21 protein-coding genes, 1 tRNA gene and 1 pseudogene are annotated in these 20,525 nt (G+C 70.9%); 14 read left to right on the forward strand and 9 right to left on the reverse strand.

The genetic code is table 11. From position 1 onward, the window contains the following. Nucleotide 1 precedes the first annotated feature (1 nt). The gene (locus LY12_RS16470; RefSeq protein WP_253857724.1) at nucleotides 2-985 is read right to left on the reverse strand and encodes an SDR family NAD(P)-dependent oxidoreductase; all 984 of its coding nucleotides are present in this window, start codon (nucleotides 983-985) and stop codon (nucleotides 2-4) included. Nucleotides 986-1,141: 156 nt separating this feature from the next. Here LY12_RS16470 and LY12_RS16475 point away from each other — a divergent pair, with 156 nt between their 5' ends. After that, nucleotides 1,142-1,615 (forward strand): MarR family winged helix-turn-helix transcriptional regulator, encoded by a 474-nt coding sequence (locus tag LY12_RS16475; RefSeq protein ID WP_253857725.1) that lies wholly within the window; start codon nucleotides 1,142-1,144, stop codon nucleotides 1,613-1,615. A gap of 110 nt (nucleotides 1,616-1,725) precedes the next feature. Here LY12_RS16475 and LY12_RS16480 read toward each other — a convergent pair whose 3' ends face one another. The 3 genes from LY12_RS16480 to LY12_RS16490 all read right to left on the reverse strand — a co-directional run bounded on the left by LY12_RS16480 (nucleotide 1,726) and on the right by LY12_RS16490 (nucleotide 4,273). Beyond that, complete coding sequence (locus LY12_RS16480; RefSeq protein WP_253857726.1) at nucleotides 1,726-2,526, reverse strand: hypothetical protein; 801 nt, start codon at nucleotides 2,524-2,526, stop codon at nucleotides 1,726-1,728. 382 nt (nucleotides 2,527-2,908) lie between these two features. Then, nucleotides 2,909-3,457 carry an AAA family ATPase gene (locus LY12_RS16485; protein ID WP_253857728.1) on the reverse strand — a complete coding sequence of 183 codons (549 nt, stop codon included), beginning with the start codon at nucleotides 3,455-3,457 and terminating at the stop codon, nucleotides 2,909-2,911. 243 nt (nucleotides 3,458-3,700) lie between these two features. Beyond that, the gene (locus tag LY12_RS16490; protein WP_253857730.1) at nucleotides 3,701-4,273 is read right to left on the reverse strand and encodes a hypothetical protein; all 573 of its coding nucleotides are present in this window, start codon (nucleotides 4,271-4,273) and stop codon (nucleotides 3,701-3,703) included. A gap of 223 nt (nucleotides 4,274-4,496) precedes the next feature. On the opposite strand from LY12_RS16490, the gene LY12_RS16495 reads away from it, so the two are divergent. Then, on the forward strand, nucleotides 4,497-5,072 hold the full coding sequence (locus tag LY12_RS16495; protein ID WP_253857732.1) for a dihydrofolate reductase family protein: 576 nt from the start codon (nucleotides 4,497-4,499) through the stop codon (nucleotides 5,070-5,072). Nucleotides 5,073-5,207: 135 nt separating this feature from the next. Here LY12_RS16495 and LY12_RS16500 read toward each other — a convergent pair whose 3' ends face one another. Both LY12_RS16500 and LY12_RS16505 read right to left on the reverse strand, forming a co-directional pair. Next, nucleotides 5,208-5,468 carry a Txe/YoeB family addiction module toxin gene (locus LY12_RS16500; RefSeq protein ID WP_253857734.1) on the reverse strand — a complete coding sequence of 87 codons (261 nt, stop codon included), beginning with the start codon at nucleotides 5,466-5,468 and terminating at the stop codon, nucleotides 5,208-5,210. Beyond that, nucleotides 5,465-5,716, reverse strand: coding sequence for a type II toxin-antitoxin system Phd/YefM family antitoxin (locus tag LY12_RS16505; RefSeq protein ID WP_253857736.1), 252 nt, complete (start codon nucleotides 5,714-5,716; stop codon nucleotides 5,465-5,467). The genes LY12_RS16500 and LY12_RS16505 overlap by 4 nt, the downstream gene beginning before the upstream one ends. Before the next feature lie 119 nt (nucleotides 5,717-5,835). Between LY12_RS16505 and LY12_RS16510 the strand changes: the two genes are divergently transcribed. After that, nucleotides 5,836-6,390 (forward strand): HD domain-containing protein, encoded by a 555-nt coding sequence (locus tag LY12_RS16510; protein ID WP_253857738.1) that lies wholly within the window; start codon nucleotides 5,836-5,838, stop codon nucleotides 6,388-6,390. A 266-nt stretch (nucleotides 6,391-6,656) separates the two neighbouring features. On the opposite strand, the gene LY12_RS16515 is transcribed toward LY12_RS16510, so the two are convergent. Continuing rightward, nucleotides 6,657-6,732 (reverse strand) — tRNA-Gly (locus LY12_RS16515). A gap of 254 nt (nucleotides 6,733-6,986) precedes the next feature. Here LY12_RS16515 and LY12_RS16520 point away from each other — a divergent pair. The 10 genes and pseudogenes from LY12_RS16520 to LY12_RS16565 all read left to right on the forward strand — a co-directional run bounded on the left by LY12_RS16520 (nucleotide 6,987) and on the right by LY12_RS16565 (nucleotide 18,012). Beyond that, entirely contained in the window at nucleotides 6,987-8,813 is a 1,827-nt protein-coding gene (locus LY12_RS16520; protein WP_253857740.1) for a sigma-70 family RNA polymerase sigma factor, read from the forward strand. A gap of 126 nt (nucleotides 8,814-8,939) precedes the next feature. Further along, complete coding sequence (locus LY12_RS16525; protein ID WP_253857742.1) at nucleotides 8,940-9,380, forward strand: DUF983 domain-containing protein; 441 nt, start codon at nucleotides 8,940-8,942, stop codon at nucleotides 9,378-9,380. A 5-nt stretch (nucleotides 9,381-9,385) separates the two neighbouring features. Next, nucleotides 9,386-10,279: an Fpg/Nei family DNA glycosylase gene (locus LY12_RS16530; protein WP_253857743.1), complete on the forward strand. Its 894-nt coding sequence runs from the start codon at nucleotides 9,386-9,388 to the stop codon at nucleotides 10,277-10,279. Between the two features lie 93 nt (nucleotides 10,280-10,372). Next, nucleotides 10,373-11,581: pseudogene (locus LY12_RS16535) on the forward strand (sensor histidine kinase); the annotation flags it as partial. Between the two features lie 860 nt (nucleotides 11,582-12,441). Further along, nucleotides 12,442-13,284: a S49 family peptidase gene (locus LY12_RS16540; RefSeq protein WP_253857745.1), complete on the forward strand. Its 843-nt coding sequence runs from the start codon at nucleotides 12,442-12,444 to the stop codon at nucleotides 13,282-13,284. A 52-nt stretch (nucleotides 13,285-13,336) separates the two neighbouring features. Next, a complete protein-coding gene (locus LY12_RS16545) occupies nucleotides 13,337-14,188 on the forward strand; it encodes a LytR/AlgR family response regulator transcription factor (protein ID WP_253858865.1) in 852 nt (283 codons plus the stop codon). Nucleotides 14,189-14,194: 6 nt separating this feature from the next. Beyond that, a complete protein-coding gene (locus LY12_RS26135) occupies nucleotides 14,195-14,773 on the forward strand; it encodes a hypothetical protein (RefSeq protein ID WP_253857747.1) in 579 nt (192 codons plus the stop codon). A gap of 37 nt (nucleotides 14,774-14,810) precedes the next feature. Next, the gene (locus LY12_RS16555; protein WP_253857749.1) at nucleotides 14,811-16,592 is read left to right on the forward strand and encodes a sodium/solute symporter; all 1,782 of its coding nucleotides are present in this window, start codon (nucleotides 14,811-14,813) and stop codon (nucleotides 16,590-16,592) included. Between the two features lie 131 nt (nucleotides 16,593-16,723). Continuing rightward, complete coding sequence (locus tag LY12_RS16560) at nucleotides 16,724-17,074, forward strand: rhodanese-like domain-containing protein (protein ID WP_253858866.1); 351 nt, start codon at nucleotides 16,724-16,726, stop codon at nucleotides 17,072-17,074. A gap of 5 nt (nucleotides 17,075-17,079) precedes the next feature. Then, the gene (locus LY12_RS16565) at nucleotides 17,080-18,012 is read left to right on the forward strand and encodes a DUF4328 domain-containing protein (RefSeq protein ID WP_253857751.1); all 933 of its coding nucleotides are present in this window, start codon (nucleotides 17,080-17,082) and stop codon (nucleotides 18,010-18,012) included. 20 nt (nucleotides 18,013-18,032) lie between these two features. Here the strand turns inward: LY12_RS16565 and LY12_RS16570 are convergent, their stop codons facing one another. Continuing rightward, nucleotides 18,033-18,326, reverse strand: a complete 294-nt coding sequence (locus LY12_RS16570) for a Scr1 family TA system antitoxin-like transcriptional regulator (protein ID WP_253857753.1) — start codon at nucleotides 18,324-18,326, stop codon at nucleotides 18,033-18,035. Between the two features lie 76 nt (nucleotides 18,327-18,402). Continuing rightward, a complete protein-coding gene (locus LY12_RS16575; RefSeq protein ID WP_253857760.1) occupies nucleotides 18,403-19,572 on the reverse strand; it encodes a cytochrome P450 in 1,170 nt (389 codons plus the stop codon). A 73-nt stretch (nucleotides 19,573-19,645) separates the two neighbouring features. Between LY12_RS16575 and LY12_RS16580 the strand changes: the two genes are divergently transcribed. Further along, entirely contained in the window at nucleotides 19,646-20,512 is an 867-nt protein-coding gene (locus tag LY12_RS16580; RefSeq protein WP_253857761.1) for a DUF5926 family protein, read from the forward strand. The last annotated feature ends 13 nt before the right edge of the window (nucleotides 20,513-20,525 follow it).

Consider the following 20,525-nt stretch of genomic DNA (forward strand, 5'->3'; position numbering starts at 1 on the left):
GTCAGTCCTCCCTGTCAGGGCCGATGCCTGCGGCGTCGAGGCAGTAACGCCAGGCGCGCCGGACGACCCGGGGATCGTCACCCCGGCCCGGCAGATAGTGGTCCGGTCGCGGCCTGCGGTCGTGCCAGAACAGACCGGACCGCGGCGCGGGGTGTGTGGCCGCCAGCCACACCGCGGTGTCGGCGCCTTCGGCCGGGCTGCGCAGCAGCGGCGCCATGACGCGACGGAAGCCGGGCAGCGAACCGGTGACGCCGGGGGTGTCGACCCACCCGGGGTGCAGCGAATGCACGCCGATTCCCTCGGCGGCGTAGCGCCGGGACAGCAGCGGTGTGAACGCGACCTGGAGGCGTTTGGTGCGGGAGTAGGCCACGGCGCCGCGGTAACGGCCATGCCGGTACTCCGGATCGTCGGCGTGGACCGACTGGGTGTACATGCCTCCGGAGGAGACGAGCAGCACCCGCGCATCCGTGGACCGGGCGAGGGCGGTTCGCAGCCGATCGGTCAGTCGCAGCGGCCCCAGCACGTGCGTGGCCAGCGTGCTCTCGTGAGACTGCGGCGTCTCCGTGCGTTCCTCCGGCAACACCCCTGCGTTGTGCACCAGTACGTCGATCACCGGGTGATCGCGACGCACCTGTTCGGCGCACCGGTCCACATCGTCGAGGTCGGCCACGTCGCACCGTGCGATACGAACGTCGGCGCGCGGTGATGCCTGCAGGACGGCCTCGCGGGCGCGCTCGCCACGGGATTCGTCCCGCACGAGCAGCAGCACCGTCGCGCCGAGCCGGGCGAGTCCGAGCGCGGTGGCCCGGCCGAGCCCGGCGCTCGCCCCGGTCACCACCGCGGTGCGGCCCACCAGCGCGTCCGGCCGCGGATCGGCGGGCCGGTGCCGTCGCCGGAGCCGGTAGCCGAGCCTGCTGTAGCCGGGCAGCACGGTGCGGTCGGCGAGTACGTCCGCAAGACGGCTCAACCGGTCAGCGCCGGACATGGGACACCACTCCCGAAGTGTGGGGCCTGCGATGCGTCGCCGCAGCGAAACCGCCGCAACGAACCGCAGGCCTCGGCCTAGGTTGGCCGCTAGAAAATCTAGCTATACCGCACCCGACCCTACATGCAGGTAGATTTTCTAGCTACCATGGCTGCCGTGGTGGACGAACGGACCGGGCGAGCGGTCGGTCTCGAGCTGCGGCGGGTCCTGCAAGCCGGTCGCGAGATGCAGGCCGCGCTGGCGCGGCGGCTCGGAGTGCGGGTGACCGACGTGCAGGCCATGGATCACGTGGCCGCCACGGACGAACCCCTCGGCACCGTCGAGCTCGGCGATCGGCTGGGAATGCGGTCCGCCTCGGCGGCTGCGCTGGTGAGCAGGCTCATCGAGGCCGGGCACGTCGTCCGCGAGTCCCACCCCGCCGACCGCAGGAGGGTCGTCCTGACGCCGACCGTTCACGGCCGGGCCGAGGTGCGCGATCAGCTCGCACCGATGCTGGACGAGCTGACCGCCGTCATCGGCGCACTCGACGATGCCGAGGCGGCCACGGTTCTGCGGTTTCTGCAGCAGGCCGGTGCCGTGATGCGGTCCTATGCCGCATCGGACACCGGCGAGGAGGACCGCGGGGACTGACATCGCAGCGCGGTCCGTGCGTACGTCCACTCGCGACTGTCCACGACGGACTCAGCGGGTCACTGCATCGAAGCCGGATTCCGGCCGAAGGGATGGCCGGAGTCGTGCGCTCACGGTGACGATTCGGCGCCGTCCCGGTCGGCGACGACGGTGTGCTGTTCCGGGCCTGTGCCGCGGACCTCGCCCGGTCGGGGCGGTGCGGTGAAGGCGTCCTCGGTGACGTCGGCGACCAGCTCGACCTTGCGTTCGCCGTACGCCCACGGGTTGACGACTCGGAGGACGAGGCAGAACCGGCCGTTCGTCCCGTACGTGCGGGTCAGCGTGTGGTGTTCGCGGCACAGATACCGCGCCGCGGCATGGTTGCTGATCGCGGTCTGGCCGCACAGCGCGAACACCGGCGCGCCGTCGTCGGTGACGATCTTGGCGACCGCCACGTGTTCCGCCGTTCCCGGGGTCTTGTCGAAGGACTCGCCGCCGACGCGGATGGTCAGTTCCGCCGAATCGAGGTACGAGCCCATGGTGAGTCCGGGCAGGAACGTTTCCAGGTGTGCGGCCATCCGCGGGTTTGCCTCGGGTCCGCCGATGGTGAACTCGGCGTCGTCCCCGAGCTGGCGCTGCGGGACCCGCTGATCCGGTGACTGCAGGATCAGCTCGATCTCCGCGCCGCATTCCCGTGCCGCCGCGGCGATCTCGACCACGGCGGCCGTGTCCCGCTGGTGCACGCTCAGTGCGGACACCGACGATGCGTGCCTCGGCATGTAGACGACGCAGTTCCCGCGGGTGTCGAGGCCGAAGAACCGGCGTCGCCGTTGCCTGCGACGACGTTGCCGGAGCAGTTGCCACACGAAGACGGCCGTGCCCGCGATCACGCTCGCGGCGAGGTTGATCGCGAGGTCCCCCAGTTCGGGCATCGTTGCTCCTCTCGGCCGTGGCCGGGTGCGGCGGCCTGTGGTGGGAGTCCGGAAGCGCGTCCGGCGTCGGCGTCCGGCGTCGGCTTCCGGAGCCAGGTGTGAACGTGCGAGCGCCGAGCTGCGGAACGGGTCGCGGGGCGAGCGCCGTCCCGGGCGAACGCTGCGATCTGGTCGGGCCCGTGATCTCGTCGGCTGCGGGTGACGGCATTGCTCGTCCGGCCGTCGTTGCGCCGGCACGCCACCACCGACGCGTTGATCGTATCCTCGTCCGGTTCCGCCGCGGGCCGAAATGAGCAGAGCGACGTCGGCAGCCCGAGTTCGTGGTCAGGCGCCCGCGGGCACCCGGCTGCCGATGGCCTGCGCGGCGCGACCGGGTTCGCGGTCAGTCCGAGTTCGGCGCGACGGCGGGACACGTCAACTGCAGTCCCGTGGCCGCGGTACGGCGGTCGACGATCGTCGTGGTGTGCCAGCCGCGAGGGCCGGCGCGCAGGGCGGCCTGCACCCTCGGCAGTCGCCGCAGGTGCCGCGCGAACGAGCCCTTGCGCACCACACGGCCCCTGGCGCGCTGTCCCGCCGCTGCGTCATCCGGCCGGCAGTCGACCCACACGAAATGCCGCGGCCGGCCGCTCAGTACGCCCAGTGTCACCAACCAGGCGCGCGTCGGCACACCGGTAGCCGGATCGTGCACCACGACCGTGCCCCGTCGTCGAAGGACGACTGCGCTGACGAGCAGCCGGTGCACCAGGTGCACCGCCGGCCGGTAGCAGGCGTACGGCGTGCCTGCGGGCAGCATTTCCGTGAACCGGTCGCGCGTCGTGTCCGAATCGAGCACGACGAGCGGAGTGTCCGAATCGATGCTGCGCAACAACGTGCTCTTTCCCGAACCCGGCAGTCCGGCAATGACCACCAGGGCCCTCGGTTCGATAGCCATCCGCAGCACGTGCCGTCAACGTTCCCTGGTCGTCGAACGTTCCGCGGCACCGGCATTCACGAGACCCGCACGGTACAGGCAGCCGCGACGGCGCCGGCACCCGGAAGCAGTGCGTCACGGCGGCAGTGTCACGGCGGTGCAGCGTTTCGGGGTGCAGCGTTCCGGGGTGCAGCGTTCCGGTGACTCCGTTGCCGGGGGGGTGATCGGCGATCGGCTGGAGATCGTCGAGGTCGTGACCTCATGTCAGCGGAGTGGGTACTGCGGCCCGTCTCGTTGGTGCGTTCCGTTCGGCGGCTGCTGGGCGTGGGGCGGATACGGCTGCTGCGAATGTGGCGGCGGATGCGGTGGTGCGGCCTGCGGCGCCGGGATCGATGACGACGGCCGGCCGTGCCCGGGCTGCCAGGGTTCGGCGGGCGCCCCGCCGGATCGGCGAGCCGCCACCACGGTCGCCGGGTTGAGACCGGCGGCCGCCTCGTCCATAGTGATGCGCTTCTTCCTGGTGAACGCCGCCACGGCCCAGAATCCGCCGCCGCCGACCATGGCGGCTCCGCCACCGGTGAGCAGCCAGCCGGTGAGGGTGTTCTCCTCCGACTGGGCCTCGTAGCCGCGTTCGTCCGTGGTCGTGCCGCCGCGGGTCTCCTCGCAGACCTCGCCCTGCTCCATGACCTGCCCGCCGCACGTGACGTCGTCGTCGTTCAGCGCGACGATCCCGAGGACGATCATGGCCACGCCGACGATCGCCACGCCCACGGCCTGCAGCCGTTCCTTGATGAGCCGTGCGTTGACGTATCGCGTGTAGCGCGCGTGAGCGTTCAAGGGAATCCTTCCTCGTAGGTCACGGGAGGCGGCGGGAGCATTGTGAGGTCCGTTCGTGGTCAAGCCGTGGTTATCCGGTGGTTCGGTTCTCCGCCGGTTCGCGGCGGGCGAGCGCACTCGGAGTGTCGGTGCGGGCTGCTAGGTTCGCTGCCCCTGCCGAACTGTGGGCGCCGTCAACTGTGGGCGCCGTCAACTGTGGGCGCTGTCGAACTTGGGAGCTGACATGGGCAAGGTCGCCTGGGGATTCACGTCGTCGATCGACGGGTTCATCGCCGGGCCCGGGCACGACATGAGCTGGATGGCCGCGGCGGAACCGCTGGCCGACGGCACTGTCGAACGCATGGCGGGCGAGGTCGCGGTCATCATCTCCGGCCGCGCCGGGTACGACGCCGCGCAGGCCCAGCGCGGCCAGCGCGACGAGCTCACATCCGAGCCCTACGGCGGCGCGTGGTCCGGCACCGAGTTCGTTCTGACGCGCCGGCCGGAGGAACTCGCCGCCGACCCGAACGTCACCGCCATGAACTGCGACGTCGTCGAAGCCATCCGCCGGGCGCAGGAGATCGCGGGCGAGGACGACATCCAGATCATCAGCGCCGACATCGCCAGGCAGGCACTGGAGCACGATCTGATCGACGAGCTGCAGGTCTTCGTGGCGCCGGTGTTCCTCGGTGACGGTGTGCGGATCTTCGATGTCGCCGGCGGCCGCAGGCTCGATTGGGAACTCGTCGAGATCTACGACGACAGCCCCCGCAGCTTCGGCCGCGTCTACCGTCCGAAACGACCGCAGACCGGAGCGTGACGTGGGTCAGGCGGCTCGCCCGAGGAACGGCAGCAGGTCCGGGTGCGTGCCGCGGGCTTCCGGCGGCACGTCGTGGTGCTGCGCGAGCCGATCACCCGCTGACGACCACCTGTTGTGCGCTTCAGGCTTGGGCGGTCATGTGCCGTAGTGGTAGCGACAGGCGGCGATGCGGATCTCGTCGCCGACGATCTTGTACACGAGGCGGTGTTCGTCGGTGATGCGTCGTGACCAGTACCCCTGGAAGCCGTGTTTCAAGGCTTCCGGTTTGCCGATGCCCTCGTTGCCATTGCGCGCGATGTCCTGGACGAGTGTGTTGATTCTTTTGAGGACCTTGCGGTCCTCGGTCTGCCACCACAGGTAGTCCGCCCACGCGGACTCGTCCCATACGAACTTCATTCGACGAGGTCGTGCGGCTCGCCGCCGCCGGACTCGAGTCGCTCGATCGACGTCACCAGCCTGCGGGCATTCTCCGGGCTTCGGAGCAGGTAAGCGGTCTCCTTGAGAGACTCGTAGTCGTCGAGCGAGACCATCACGACAGGTTCGTGGCCTGCGCGCGTGATGACGACCTCCTCGCGGTCGTCGACCACGGAGTCGAGGGTCTCGGCGTACTTCGCCCGGGACTCGGAGTAGCTCATCGTTCGCATCGGCAACCTCCCGTGTTTGTACGTAAAATTGTACGCCTACCGATCTGGTGGTCAACCGCGGAGGTGGCCGTCTTTCGCTAGTCTCGGCGCAGACGACGGCAGGGGAGGTTCGGCGGACCATGACCGGTGATCGGATCGCGGTGTTCGGGTACGAACTCGGCGTTCTCAAACGCATCCGCAGGGCCGGCTGGTGGCAGACGGGAGTGCGTGACCCGGAGTCCGTCGCCGAGCACACGATGCGCGTCGCCCAGCTCGCGGGCCTGCTCGCCGCCGAGGACGGTGCGAACCCGGAGCGTGCCGCCTACCTGGCGCTGTGGCACGACACCCAGGAGACCCGCACCGGCGACCTGCCCCACTCGGCGAAGCCGTACGTCGACAAGCCGGACCCGCGGCGGATCACCGCCGATCAGACCTCCGCCCTGCCGGACGCGGCCCGCGACAGCGTGCGCGACGCCGTCGACGAGTACGAGAACGCGGCAAGTCCCGAAGCGCGCTGCGCCCGCGACGCCGACAAGCTCGAGATGCTGCTCCAGGCGGTCGAGTACCGCGACGTCGGTGTCGCCGGTACCGGCGAGTGGATCGACAGTGCACTGCGGAGCCTGACCACGACGACCGCCCGGCGAGTCGCCGACGCCGCTCTCACCCTGTCGCCGCTCGCGTGGCGCGAGCCGTGAGTCCGCGGGCCGCCCGCGAAACCTGAGTAGTTTCACTCGCCAGGATCACGGGGTTTCCCTGAAGCCCGCGCCCCTGCCGTCGCGGCATCGTGGACGCATGGTCACAGCGCAACGCTCGGCACGATCCCGACGCCACAGGCGGTGCCGCTCGCTGTGCTGACTTCGCGGCCCGGTTCGAGGGGGAACAGAGGGGGAGGGACCGGGGCGAGGGGGATCGAAGGGGGAACAATGGAAGAGGCCCCGTGCACTGCACGGGGCCTCTTCTGTGGAGCGGACGACGGGACTCGAACCCGCGACCCTCACCTTGGCAAGGTGATGCGCTACCAGCTGCGCTACGTCCGCCTGTATGAACTTTGTCCGCATATGTGTGAACTGTCCACATGTGACATGTCCACTTGTGGACAACTTGTCCGTGTATCCGGTTCCGGCGTGCCTTCCCCGTTACGCCCCAGAACTTTACACGTTGGCGTCAGGGGGTTGGCAGAGGGGTGACGTAACGGCTCCACTCTCCGTATTGTGTTCAACGTTCAACTGGTGTCTGCGCGTGGCGAGGGGCGGGCAGGCCTTAGGGGGTGGCTGGCTGAATGGACCGCACGATGTCCGCGACCGACGAGGCGATGCTGCTCGAGCGGCTACGGCAAGGTGAGGACGACGCGTTCGGGGAGCTGTTCGAACTCCACGTGGCCTCCGTCCGGCGACTCGCCCGCGGCATCGCGCGGGACGGGTCCGAGGCCGAGGACATCACCGCCGAGACGTTCTTCCGCGTGTTACAGGCGGTCCGCCGAGGCAACGGGCCGAAGGACAACGTTCGCGCCTACCTGCTGACCGTCGCGCGCCGCGTCACGTGGGAGTGGCAGGGCGCCCGCCGCGACGTCCCGGTCAGTGACGACGAGCTGACGACCCGCGTCGGCGCGGGTGCCGACACGCAGAGCTCCACCGCCGAGGCTTCGCTGATCACTCGCGCGTTCTCGAGCCTGCCCGAGCGGTGGCGCACGGTGCTGTGGCAGACCGAGGTCGAAGGGGTCCAGCCCGCGAACGTCGCGCCCGAGTTCGGCCTCAGCCCCAACGCGACCGCCGCGCTCGCCCGTCGCGCGCGGATCGGGTTGCGCGCCGCGTACCTGCAGGCCCACCTCGCGACCGGACGCAGCGACAACGGCTGCCGCACGATCGTCGAGAAGCTCGGCGGGTACACCGCAGGCAGCGTCACCGGGGCCGAGGCACGCAAGGTCAAGACACACCTGGCTGCGTGCTCGTCGTGCCGCGCGACCCACGACGAGCTGCGTGACGTGTGTTCCTCACTGCGCTCCCACGCCGGTGTGCTGGTGCTGCTCGTGCCCGCGGCGGGGATCGTCGCGAACTGGGGCGGCGCCGGAGCCGTCTCGGGTGCGGTGTCGTCGGTGGCCGGTTCCGCCGGAGCCGGATCGACGGCCGGCGCCGCATCCGGCGCCGCGGGCGGTCTCGCCGCGCTGAGCGGGCACGTGAAGGTGGGGCTCGCGGTCGCGTCGACCGTCGCCGTCGGCGCAGCGGGCGTGGCCGGTGTCGCCGGACTTCCCGAAGGAGACGAACGCCAGGTGGTCGGCCTGCACGGCGGACCACGCGGTGGCCTGCAGCTCGTCGAGCCCGCACCCGCCGTACCCGAGGTCGACCGCATGGCCGACCGTGACGGTGCCGACCGTGACGGCGCGGAAGGTGACCGTGCGGAACGTGACGGCGCGGACGGGGACGGTCCCGCCGTGGGGAACGGTCGATCCGGCGGCGCAGCCGTGGACGAGCACGCGCCCATGGGCGACACCGACTACAGCGTGCCGGCAGCCGCGTCCGACCCCGGGGACTCGGCGCAGGCTCGCCGTTCGGCGCGATCCGGGGCCCGCGGTGACCACGAGCGCGAACCGCAGCCGCGGCACGGTACTCAGGCGGACGACGGTGCATCCGGCGGGAACGGTGCGCCCGCGGACGCGGCCCGCGCCGACGCCGGTGCGAACAACGCCGACCGGGACAGGGGTGGCACCGCGCGTTCCGGCCTGGGCGTGAAGGCGGGTACCGATCGGAACAGCGCCGACCGGAACAGCGCCGACCGGAACCGCGCTGCCAAGGACCGGCGGAAGAGTGTGTTCGACGGCGGGGCGCCGGTGGCGAAGCGGTTGGCGCAGGCGTGGGCCGAGAAGGTCCGGGAGTCGCGGCGGGATCGTGGCGTCGGGTTCGGCCGGCCGACCGAACGGCCCGGGGCCCGCAGCGCCGCTGATCCCGCACCACGTGCCGACCACGGCAACACCGACAGCGGCAACACCGACCACGGTGGGGACCGCAGCCGTGCCGACCGTGACGGCGACGACCGGGCACGTGGCTTCGACCACCGCCTCCCGAGGTCCGAACCGGACCACCAAGGCCGGAAACCGGCCGCCGCCCACTTCCGCGGACAGTGACACTCCCGGTAACGTCTGTTACCGACAGACACCGGTGCGGGGAGGCCCTGACATGAGCATGCTCCGGCACGTGGGCCCACCGGAACTGTTACCGATGGGCATACCGGCGGGCTGCGGAGGAACGTGATGAACCGGCTGGTTCGGGGAAACGACGGCCGGGAATGGGTCATCCGGGCGCACATGGAATGGCGTCAGCCCGCGACGGCCGACGACTTCGAGCACGACGCGGCCGCCAACTACACGCCGGGCATCATGATGGCGGGTGTGGCGCTGGCATTGGCGGGTGCGCTGTTGCTGTCCATGCCGGACCGCCTGGTCATCCCGGATTTCGTGCCGTACGGACTGTTGCTGGTCGCGTTGTTCTTCCCGCTCCGGTGGGTGCTGCGCAGGCCGTGGACGGTCGTGGCCGAGACCGACGGCGACGCGGCCGGTGATCACCCGTCCGAACGCTGGGTCGGCACGGTCAGCGGCGTGTTCAACATCGGCGGCGAGGTGAAACGGGTCGCCAAGTCGATCTCCCAGTACGACCTTCCGGACTTCGAGGGTCCGCTGCATCCCGTGGAGTAGCCGCCATGCCCGAGTTGCCGGAGGTCGAAGCGCTCGCGCACCATCTGCGCGAGCACGCGGTCGGCCGCGCGGTGACCCGGATCGACGTGGTGTCGCTGAGCGTGCTCAAGACCGTCACGCCCGCCTACACGGATCTGCGCGGACGCGAGGTCACCGGCGCCGGGCGCCACGGCAAACACCTCGACGTCGAGTGCGGCGACCTCCACCTGATCGTCCACCTCGCCCGCGCGGGCTGGCTGCGGTGGTCGGACGACCTGCCTGCGAAGCCGCCGCGGCCGGGCGGGAAGAACCCGCTGGCCCTGCGCATGCACCTGTCCGCCGACGAGTCCGGCGACGAGCCGAACACCGCGCCGCGGCACGTGGGGTTCGACCTCACCGAGGCGGGCACCAAGAAGGGCCTCGCAGCGTGGATCGTCGCCGACCCCGCCGAGGTGCCGAGTATCGCCGCACTGGGTCCCGATGCGCTGGACCTCGACCGCGACCGGCTCGAAGCCCTGCTCACCGGCGAGACGCGCCGCATCAAGACGGTGCTCACCGACCAGAAGACGATCGCGGGCATCGGCAACGCCTACTCCGACGAGATCCTGCACACCGCGCGGCTGTCGCCGTACGCCACACCCGCCAGGTTCACGTCCGACGACCTCGACGCGCTGTTCGACGCTCTGCACAGCGTGCTCACCGCCGCCGCAGCGCGTTCCGTCGGCCAGGACGCGGCGCGGTTGAAAGGTGAGAAGCGGTCGGGACTGCGGGTACACGGGCGTGCCGGCCTGCCGTGTCCGGTGTGCGGCGACACGGTGCGTGAGGTGTCCTTCGCCGACAAGGCCTTCCAGTACTGCGCGACGTGCCAGACCGGGGGAAAACCACTCGCCGATCGGCGGTTGTCACGGCTCGTCAAGTGAGCGGGTCGCCCACGTGGCCCATGACGCGGCGTGTCGAATCGGATACGCGAAGTACTCTTGCGGGCCTTGCCACCGGGGCGGTGACCCTCCAGCATTGACGCCGTGTCCGAGCAGCTGACCGTGCCGATCGTCCTGGGGGCGATCATTGCGCTGCTCCTGGTCACCCTCGCCGTCGTGCTGCTCAAGCGGCGAAAACCGACCAGTGCGATCGACGACGCCGTGCTCGAGGCCGTGTACGTCATGGCGAAGGCGCCGCTCGAACTCCGCGAAGGCCTCGACCAGGCCGCGGCGGAGAAGCTGACCAGCCGGTTGCTGAAGCTGCTCAAGGGTATCGCCGTGGGTGTCACCGACGGCGAGGGCACGCTGCTGGCCTGGGACGGTGAGGCCAACGACCACTACGTCGACCTGGTCGACACCATCGGCACCTGCATCCGCAAGCATCGTCGCGAGGTCGTCTCGCACGACAAGATGCCGTGCAACCACCGCGGCACCTGCAAGATGCGCACCGCCGTGCTCGTGCCGCTCATCGTGGAGGGCGAGACGGATGCGGTGCTGATCGTCGTCGGCAAGACCAAGGGCAAACGCATCGTGCAGATGGCCGACGCCGTCGCACGGTTCGTCGGCACCCAGCTGGAAGCGGCGCGGCTGGAAGACACCAAACATCAGCTGCACCAGGCCGAGATCAAGGCGTTGCGGGCGCAGATCTCGCCGCACTTCGTCTACAACGCGCTGAACACGATCTCCTCACTCATCCGCACCGACCCCGAAGAGGCTCGGGAGTTGCTGCAGGACTTCGCCGACTTCACGCGCTACTGCTTCCGCACCGAGGGCACGTTCACCACGCTGTCGGACGAGCTGCGCAACATCGACCGCTACCTGACCATCGAGAGCGCGCGGTACGGCGGCAGGCTCGGCGTGCGGCTGAAGATCGCACCCGAGGTGCAGTCCGTCGTCGTGCCGTTCCTGCTGATCCAGCCGCTGGTGGAGAACGCCGTCAAACACGGCATCGCGAACAAACCGGGCGGCGGCACCGTGACCGTGACCGCGCAGGACTACGGCGCCGAGGCCGAGATCAGCGTCGAGGACGACGGCGTCGGCATGGACCCGAAGCAGCTCGACGGCATGCGCGACTCGCGTTCCAGCGCGCACATCGGGTTGACCGGCATCAACCGCCGGATGAGCCAGGTGTTCGGCAACCGCTACTCGCTGGTCGTCGAGACGGCGCCCGGTGCGGGCATGAAGGTGACGATGCGGGTGCCGAAGTTCGTCCGCGGAGTGCGGCCGGACATGCTGAAATTCGCCACCGAGGGCAGCTCCGACGACGAGGCGATCATGGCCGCGCCCGAGGAGGCCGGCCGGTCCGGCATGGACGGGCAGAACGCGGCGGCTTCGAGCACAAGCGGTTCCGGAGCGGAAACCCCGGCCGTCGGAGCGCCGAACGCGGGTCTCCCGGCCGCCGGTACCGCGAGCCCTGGTGCCGCGAGTTCCGGTGTCGCGAGCGCCGGGGCCATGAATCCGGACTCCAGACGTACGGGATCCACACGCACCGAGTCCCCGGATGTGCAGTCCCCGCGGGTGGAGGCGCAGGGTGCGGAGCCCGCGGGTGCGGGCCCGCCCGGGGTCGCTGCGCCGCAGGCACCGGCCCAGCGCGGACCGGCACGAACAGGTCCGCCGGCGGGTGCGGCACCCGGGCAGTCCGGTGGGTGGGAACTACCGGGTATGCAGGGGCAGCCGGGCGCGCCGGGGCAGTCCGGTGCGGTGCAGGGACGGCGCGGTTCGACCCACCCCGGGATGACGCCCGCAGGCCCGCCACCGGCACCACCGGCGCCACAGCAGCGTCCGTCCACGCAGCAACCCCCGCCGGCACAGCAGCCCCCGCCGGCCGCACCTCCGGCTGAGGCGCCTCCCGGCACGCAGGGATCGGGGCAGACGTCCTCACAGCCCTCGCGCAGGCCGGTCGCACGGCAGGCCTCGGAAGCGAAACGGGCTGCCCGCGCCGCACAGGAGGCGGCACGCGGCGGAAAGAACGGCGGCCGGCCGCGGCAGTCCGGCGACGATTCCGGACCACCGTCGCGGCCGCGGTCCGGCTGATACCGGCGGGGGTCCGACCCGTCCGGGTTTCCTCGGACCCCCGGTGGGCCGCTCGTGGCTACGGTGGGGGCATGGCGAAGAGCGGATTGGCGAGCCGGATCCCCGTCGTAGGGGACCGGATCGAGCGCAGGGACTCCGATGTCGTAGCGGTCGTGAAGTTGCACGGCATCATCACGCAGCACGCGTCACCGGTCGGCAGGGGAGTGCTGAACCTCTCGACCGTCGAATCGGCGCTGACCAGGGCTTTCGGGCACGAGAACCTCAAGGCCGTCGCGCTGCAGATCAACTCGCCGGGCGGTGCGCCCACGCAGTCGGGGCTGATCGCCGAGCGCATCCGGCAGCTGGCCGACGAGAAGAACGTGCCCGTGATCGCGTTCTGCGAGGACGTCGCCGCGTCGGGCGGCTACTGGCTCGCCTGCGCCGCGGACGAGATCGTCGCGCACCGTACGTCGCAGGTCGGTTCGATCGGTGTGATCAGCGGCGGGTTCGGGTTCACCGGGCTCATCGACCGCCTCGGCATCGAACGCCGCCTGCACACCGCGGGACAGAACAAGGCGAGGCTCGACCCGTTCAGTCCGGAGAAGGACGAGGACGTCGAGTGGCTCAAGGGCGTGCACGACGACCTGCACGGCCTGTTCACCGAGTGGGTCCGCGAGCGCCGCGGTGACAAGCTCTCCGGGGAGAAGGACCTGTTCACCGGCGACGTGTGGCTCGGCCAGCGGGCCGCCGACCTCGGCCTCGTCGATCGGGTCGGCAACCTGCGTGACGTGGTGCACGAGCGCTACCCGAAGGCCGAGATCGTGGTGGCCGAGCCGAAGAAGTCGCTGGCCGCACGGCTGGGGCTGGGCGCACCCGCCGCGGCGGTGCTGTCGGCGCTCGAACACCGCGCCACATGGTCACGTTTCGGCCTATGACACCGAGTTTCGCCCGGAGCGGTGTAGACAGTCGAGCTGTACTCACGGCAGGATTACGCTCACTGTGAGTGCTCGTGATGACAACCGAAAGCTCCTCGTCCTGGCGGTTGACGATGAGCTACCCGGCCTTGACCAGCTCCGGCACTGTCTCGAGTCGAACGAGGTGGTCGGCCGGGTGATACCTGCCGTCGACGCGTCCGAGGCGCTGCGGCTGCTGGGATCCGAGGACGAGGACATCAACCGGCGCAAAGCCGCCGGCCTGCCGCCCGTCGACGCGGTGTTCGCCGACATCAACATGCCCGGGTTGTCCGGGATGGAGATGTCGCGGGTGTTCGCGTCGCTGAACCCGGCGCCGGTACTGGTGTTCGTCACCGGTTACGCGAGCGAGGCCGTCGACGCGTTCGACCTCGGCGCGGTCGACTACGTGCTGAAACCGGCCAGACAGGAACGCATCGACAAGGCCATCGGCCGCGTGCTCGACAAACTCGACTCGCAGCCCGTCCGCACGCCCGGCGGCGACGCGGGCGGCGAACCGGTCGCCGACGACGCGACCGGGGGAGACGAGGAGGTCATCCCCGTCGAACTCGGCGGCACGACCAAGCTGATCCCCCGCTCGTCGGTGCGGTGGGTCGAGGCGCAGGGCGACTACGCGCGGCTGTACACCACCGAGGGCAGTCACCTGGTGCGCATCCCGCTGGCCCAGCTCGAGGAACGCTGGGGCGGTGCCGGGTTCGTGCGTATCCACCGGTCGTACCTCGTGGCGCTGCCACTGATCACGGAACTGCGCATGGCCCAGGGCGGCTACCAGGTCGTGCTGGGCGACGAGGAGAAGGTGCTGCCCGTGTCCCGGCGGCACACGAGGGCGCTCAAGGACAAACTGGTCGGCTCCTCGCGAGCGGGGTGACGCGCGGTGGGGGACGCGACGGACCCGCCGGAGCCCGCGGGACGACCGGGCGGCATCCGCGAACCGGATCCGACACTCGGCAAGCCCGCGAAACCGTTCGCACCGGAACCGGTCGCGCAGCCGCGGCAGACCCGGTCGTCGCCGTCGGCCGCGCCGACGTCGCATGCGGCCTCCCGCTCGTCGGAGCCGCGTTCGTCCGAACCACGTGCCTCCGAGCCTCGGCAGCCGCGGATCCGCAGGCAGCGTGTCGTGCTCGCCGAGCCGAGCCGGTCTTCGACGAGCCTGCGCGCGCGGGTCGAGCTCGAGGAGCAGACCAGCTGGGGCGAACTGCTCATCAAGGACCTCGTCAAGGTGCAGCTGCGGACCGCGGTGCTGCTCGGCCTGCTGGTACTCGCGGTGCTGTGCGCCATCCCGGCCGTGTTCTACGCCGTGCCCGCCGTCACCGAGCTGCGCCTCGCCGGCATCCCGCTGCCGTGGCTGCTGCTCGCCGTGGCGCCGTTCCCGCTCATGTTCGGTGTCGGACTGTGGTACAACCGGCTGGCCGAGCGGCGCGAGCGGGACTTCGTCAACATGATCGAGAACTGACGCCGAGCCGCCGGGAGACTCCGCGAGGAAGGCGTGCGTGCAGGTGAACCCGTGGGCCCTGGTCAGCGTGGCGCTGGTCGTGACGGTGACGTTCTACCTCGGTCACCGCACCTCGCGGTTCGCGCGCAGCACCCACGACTTCCTCGTCGCCCGCCGCACCGTGCGGTCCCGGCGCAACGCCGCGGCCATCGCGGGCGAATACATCTCGGCGGCCTCGTTCCTCGGTGTCGCGGGGCTGGTGCTGAAGGAGGGCGCCGACGCGCTGTGGTTCCCCATCGGGTTCACGGCCGGGTTCCTCGCGCTGATGTTGCTGGTCGCGGGCCCGCTGCGCAGGTCGGGCGCGTACACGCTGCCGGACTTCATGGAGGCGCGGCTGTCCTCTCCCGCGCTGCGCACCGCGTCGACGTGGTTCGTGGTGTTCATCGGCGTGCTGTATCTGCTGCCGCAGCTGCAGGGTGCGGGACTGGCGATGACGATGATCATGCCCGCACCGGCGTGGGCAGGATCGGTGCTGGTCACGGTGGTGATCACCTACAACGTCATGGGCGGCGGCATGCGTGCCATCACGCTGCTGCAGGCGTTCCAGTACTGGTTCAAGCTCTTCGCGATCGCCGCGCCGACGTTCGTCCTGTGCGCGGTGTTCGTCTCCGGGGGTGCGGGCGCCCCGGGGTCGGCCGGCAGCCTCGACGAACCCGCGCCGCCGAACTTCGCCGCACGCACCGCGGTCACGGTCGACACCGACGTGACCCTGAGTGTCGACGCCCCGACCAGGGTGCACGTCGACAACGGCTCCGGCGGGGCGGGCTGGACCACGTGGCAAGCCGGTTCGCCGCACACCGTCGACGCGGGCTCTGAGCTGACGTTCCCCGAGGGCTCCGCCGTGCCGACCGTCGATCAGGCGAAATCGGCCAACCTCGACTGGCTCCTGCCGAGCACCGACCTCACCGGGCTGCTGTCGACGTACTCGTTGTTGCTGGCACTGCTGCTCGGCACGATGGGCCTGCCGCACGTGCTGTCCCGCTTCTACACCAATCCCGACGGCAAGGCCGCCCGGCGCACCACCGTGCAGGTGCTGCTGCTGCTCGGGCTGTTCTACCTGTTCCCCGTGATGCTGGGGCTGCTGTCGCGGATGTTCGTGCCGGAGCTGCTGATCACCGGCGACACCGACGCGGCGGTGATCGCACTGCCGACGGCGATGCTGTCGGGCGTGGCGGGGCAGATCCTCGCGGCGCTGCTGGCGGCCGGCGCGTTCGCCGCGTTCCTTTCGACCGCGTCCGGCCTCGTGTCCAGCATGTCCGGGGTGATCGCCACCGACCTGCTGGCGGGCAAGGTGCGTGACTACCGCGTGGCGAGTGTCGGGGTCGCGGGTGTGGCCCTGGTGCTGGCGGTGACGCTGCCGATCGACGACCTGGCGTTGAGCGTGGGCATGTCGTTCGCCCTCGGAGCGTCGACGTTCGCGCCACTGCTCGTGCTCGGCATCTGGTGGCGGCGGCTCACGTGGCTCGGCGCGATGGTCGGCATGTGCACCGGCGGCGGGCTCGTGCTGCTGGCCGTGGTGCTCAACGCGGTGTCCGCCCACACCGGTGGGTGGGCGCCGTGGCTGGTCCAACAGCCGGCGCTGGTCACCGTGCCGGTGGCGTTCGGCCTGACCGTGCTCGTCAGCACCGCCACGTCGAGTCGCGTCCCCGAGGACGTCGGCGCCGTCATGCTGCGGCTCCACGCGCCCGACCCGCTGGGCTTCATGCGGGACCGCGCCGTGCAACGGTTCGGCCGCGCCGAGGAACACACCCGCACCACCCAGGGCCGCCATCGCAAGTAGCCGGGAGCCCCCAGGGGCACCCTGGTCGCGTTCGACGCAACCACAGTGCCCCTGGGGGCGGGTACCGCTCCGCGTGGGTGGGCCTCGCTCCTACGCGGGAGTGACGCGGTTCGTGCGACGATGGGCGCGTGGTGAACCCAGCCGAGATCCCGACGACACGTGTGTCCGAACTGCCCGCCGAGGGTGCGATGCTGCTCGACGTCCGTGAAGCCGACGAATGGGCCGCGGGTCACGCGCCCGGCGCCGTGCACATCCCGCTCGGTGACCTGCCGGCCAGCAGCGACAAGCTGGCCGAACTGCCCGACGACCGTCCGGTGTACGTCATCTGCCGCACCGGTGGCCGGTCGGCGCAGGCGACGGCGTGGCTCAACGCGGCAGGTCTGGTCGACGCGGTCAACGTGGCGGGCGGCATGAAGTCCTGGCAGACAGAGGGCCGCGCCCTGGAAACCGATCACGACGCGGCGGAACCCGAGGTGCTGTAGCCGCGATGCACCCGGGCAGGTACCCGAACCGGCAGCAGGGCAGGCAGCCGGGGCCGAACGTGCGGTGGGTCGCGACCGTCCCACCGGGCGCGAGCCGCCCGCGCCCGCGCGGGCGGCGCAGGCCGTACACCGGCCCGCCGCGGTATCCGTCCCCGCCGCGCTGGGGTTTCCCCAACCTCGTGTGGCGCTCGTCGACCGCCGTGCCCGGAACCGCGTCCGGCGGTATGCAGCCCCGGCAGCGCCTGCGGTCGACCAGCAGGAACGCGGTCACCCTGCTGATCGCACTCGCCGTGCTGGCCGGGCTCGCGGCCGTCGCCGAGGGCTGGCGGTACATCCTCCTGCTGCAGAGCCGCGCATCGGCGCTGACCCCGGAGGTCGTGGGCGCGTCGGATGCGTTCGTGCTGGCGTTCGCGCTGATGACGCCGATCATGGCGTTGCTGGCCGTGGGGGCGGCGCTGTGGTGGCTGTTCGTCGCACGGTCGGTGGCCGCCGCCGATGCGGGACAGGACGTGCCCAGGCCTGCGTGGCAGGTGCTCGTCGGCGTACTCGTGCCGGGCGCGAACCTGCTGCTCGCCGGGCCGATCGTCGCCGAGCTGGAACACGCCGCGCTGCGCAGGCCCGCCGACGAGCGGCCGCGGCCGTCGCGGTTGGTGCTGGCGTGGTGGGCGACCTGGTGCGCCAACGTCGCGCTCGCCGTCGTGACCGTCGTGTGGCGGCTGCGTGACGGGGTGCAGGCCGACGCCGACGGCGTGGTGCTCAGCGCGCTGACCGACGCCTGCGCTGCGGGGCTGGCGATCGTCACCGTGGTGCTCGTCAACCGGATCACCCGACTGCTGTCCCCGGTCGACGCCGACGTGCTCGCGCTGCGGCAGGTCGTCAAGATCGCCGGCGCACCCGACCCGGACCGACGTCCCCGACCGGAGACCTCCACTCGCTGACGGCTCCGGGAGAGCCGCTGTCACTCGGACGGGAGGCCGGACGCGACCCGGGTGAGGATCGCGCGTGCGGCGTCGCCTTCGGCAGCCACACCCCACAGCGTGTCGAAGTAGCGGCGGTACAGCGCCACACCTTCGGCGTCCTGGGTGGACAACTCGGTGTTGATCAGTCCGACCGTAACGGTGTCGTCTTTCATGACGAAGTTGTGCGCGACGGCCGCTGGAAGCGGGCTGTCAAACGGGATGATGCCGAACCGCAGCGACGGCAGTCCCTGCACGGTGATCAAGCGGTCGATCTCGCTGACCGTGCGGGGCACGGCCCCGGCGCTGCTGCCGCCCCCAGGGGCACTTTGGTTGCGCTGAATGCAACCAAAGTGCCCTTGGGGGCGGTCCTCACGCGGTCGTGACGGGGAAGTCGCGCAGTCCGCGGATGACGAACTCGGCCCTGCGCTGCGGCTCGCGGGCGAGTCGCAGGTCGGGCAACCGGGCCACGAGGGCCTCCAGGGCCGCGGCGATCTCGATCCGCGCGAGCGGGGCGCCGAGGCAGTAGTGGATGCCGCCGCCGAAGCCCAGGTGCGGGTTCTTCTCCCGCCTGATGTCGAGCCGGTCGGGTTCGTCGAACACCTCGGGATCCCGCGCCGCCGCCCCGAGCAGCGCGGCGATCTTCCCGCCTTCGGTGACGGTGAAGCCCGCGATCTCGACGTCGGCGGTCGCCGTGCGCTCGAACAACTGCAGCGGCGAGTCGAACCGGATCAGCTCCTCCGTCGCAGTGGGGGCCAGCCCGGGGTCGGCGACCAGCAGGTCCCACTGGTCGCGGTCGGTGAGCAGTGCGCGCACCCCGTTGCCGATGACGTTGACGGTGGCCTCGTGCCCGGCCATCAGCAGCAGCACAGCGGTCGCGACCGCCTCGTCGCCCGTCAGCTCACTGGCCGCGAGGTGACTCAACAGGTCCTCACCCGGCGCGGCCGCCCGTTCGTCGACGAGACCGCGCAGGTGGCCGGCGAACGCCTCCGCCGCACGTTCGGCCTCGGCCCGCTTGTCGCGGGGCAGGCCGTACTCGTACATCTTGACGATCGCGTTGCTCCACTCGACCAGCTGCGGTCCCGCCTCCTCGGGGACGCCCAGCAGCTCGGCGATCACCGCGACCGGCAACGGTTGCGCCAGATGTTCCAGCAGGTCCGCCTCGCCGTCCGCCCGGATCGCGGCCGCCAGCGTGTCGACCATCCGCGTGGCGAGCGCCTGCACCGTCGGCCGCAGCCGCTCCACGTGACCGCGCGCGAACGCCGACTGCACGAGCCTGCGCAACCGGGTGTGCGCAGGCGGTTCGTTCTCCAGCAGCGAGTTCCGGTGGAGCATGTTGAAGGAGGCGAACTGCTCCAACGGCGTGGCATCCGTCCAGATGCGGCCCAGCGACCGGCTGCGCAGCACCGCGGAGGCGGCTTCGTGGGAGACGGCCACCGCGAGCCCGAGGCCCTCGTGGTGGTGAACGCCGCCGGAACCGCGCAGCCGGGCGAATTCGGGATACGGATCGGCGAGGAAGGCAGGGTCGGCGGGATCGAACACCCGCCGACCGTAACCGAATCGCCGGTCGAGTAGCGTTTTCCGCCAGGCGAATCACGACCGGGAGGCGAGCGCAGTGGGCAAAGCGGCGCGGAAGAAGGAGCGCAAGGAGAAGGTCCGCGACGTATTCGTCGGGCGGCCGTTCGAAGGCCTGGCGGCGGAGCCGGAGCTCATCGCGATGCGCGAGTTCGTGCCGTCCGCGACGGCGACGCTGCCGCTCGCCGGAGAACACAGCGACCGCACGGTGACGATCGCGTCGGTGCTGCCGATGGCCGCGGCGGCGTTCGTGCGCGGCGACGGCGAGGTGTACGTCGGACTGCAGGTGCAGACCCGTTCCGGCGACATCAGCCGTGACCTGGGCAGGGCGCTGAGCTGGGCGCTGACCGCGCAGCCGGGCCAGGTGCTCTCGGTCGCCGACACCCGCAGCCCGTCACAGCCCGGTGAGCGGTTGCAGGATCTGCTCGACCCGTCCGCCGACCTCGACGTCCAGGTGCACGAGGACTTCTCCTGGTGGTTGCCCGAGGGCGAGGAACCGACCGGCGAGGTCGCGATGTCGCTGCAGCGCGCCAACGAGGCGATCATGCCGACCGAACGTCTCGAATCGGGCGCCTACTGGGTGCTGGCCGGGGAGAAGGCACACCTGCGGTGGGTGTGGCCCGCCGAGGAGAACCGCCTGATGCAAGCGCTTGCGCGACTGTCGGCAGCGGGCACGCTGACCCTCGGCGAGGAAACGAAGTTCGCCGGTTCGTTCCGGGCGCACGGGCTGCTGGTTCCGGTGTGGGACCTCGACCCGGAGGCACATTCCCGCGAGTGGATCGAACCCGCCAAGGCGCTGGGAACCCGGCTGCAGGAAGCGTTCGCCTCGCTCGACGACACACCGCTGGACGCCGCTGAACGCCGCGCACGCGACGGTCTCATCGGCCGCCAGTTCACGCTGCGCTGAGGCCGGTGCGCTG

Origin of the sequence: Prauserella alba, from assembly GCF_024171735.1 — a bacterium.
GTDB classification, from domain to species: domain Bacteria; phylum Actinomycetota; class Actinomycetes; order Mycobacteriales; family Pseudonocardiaceae; genus Prauserella; species Prauserella alba.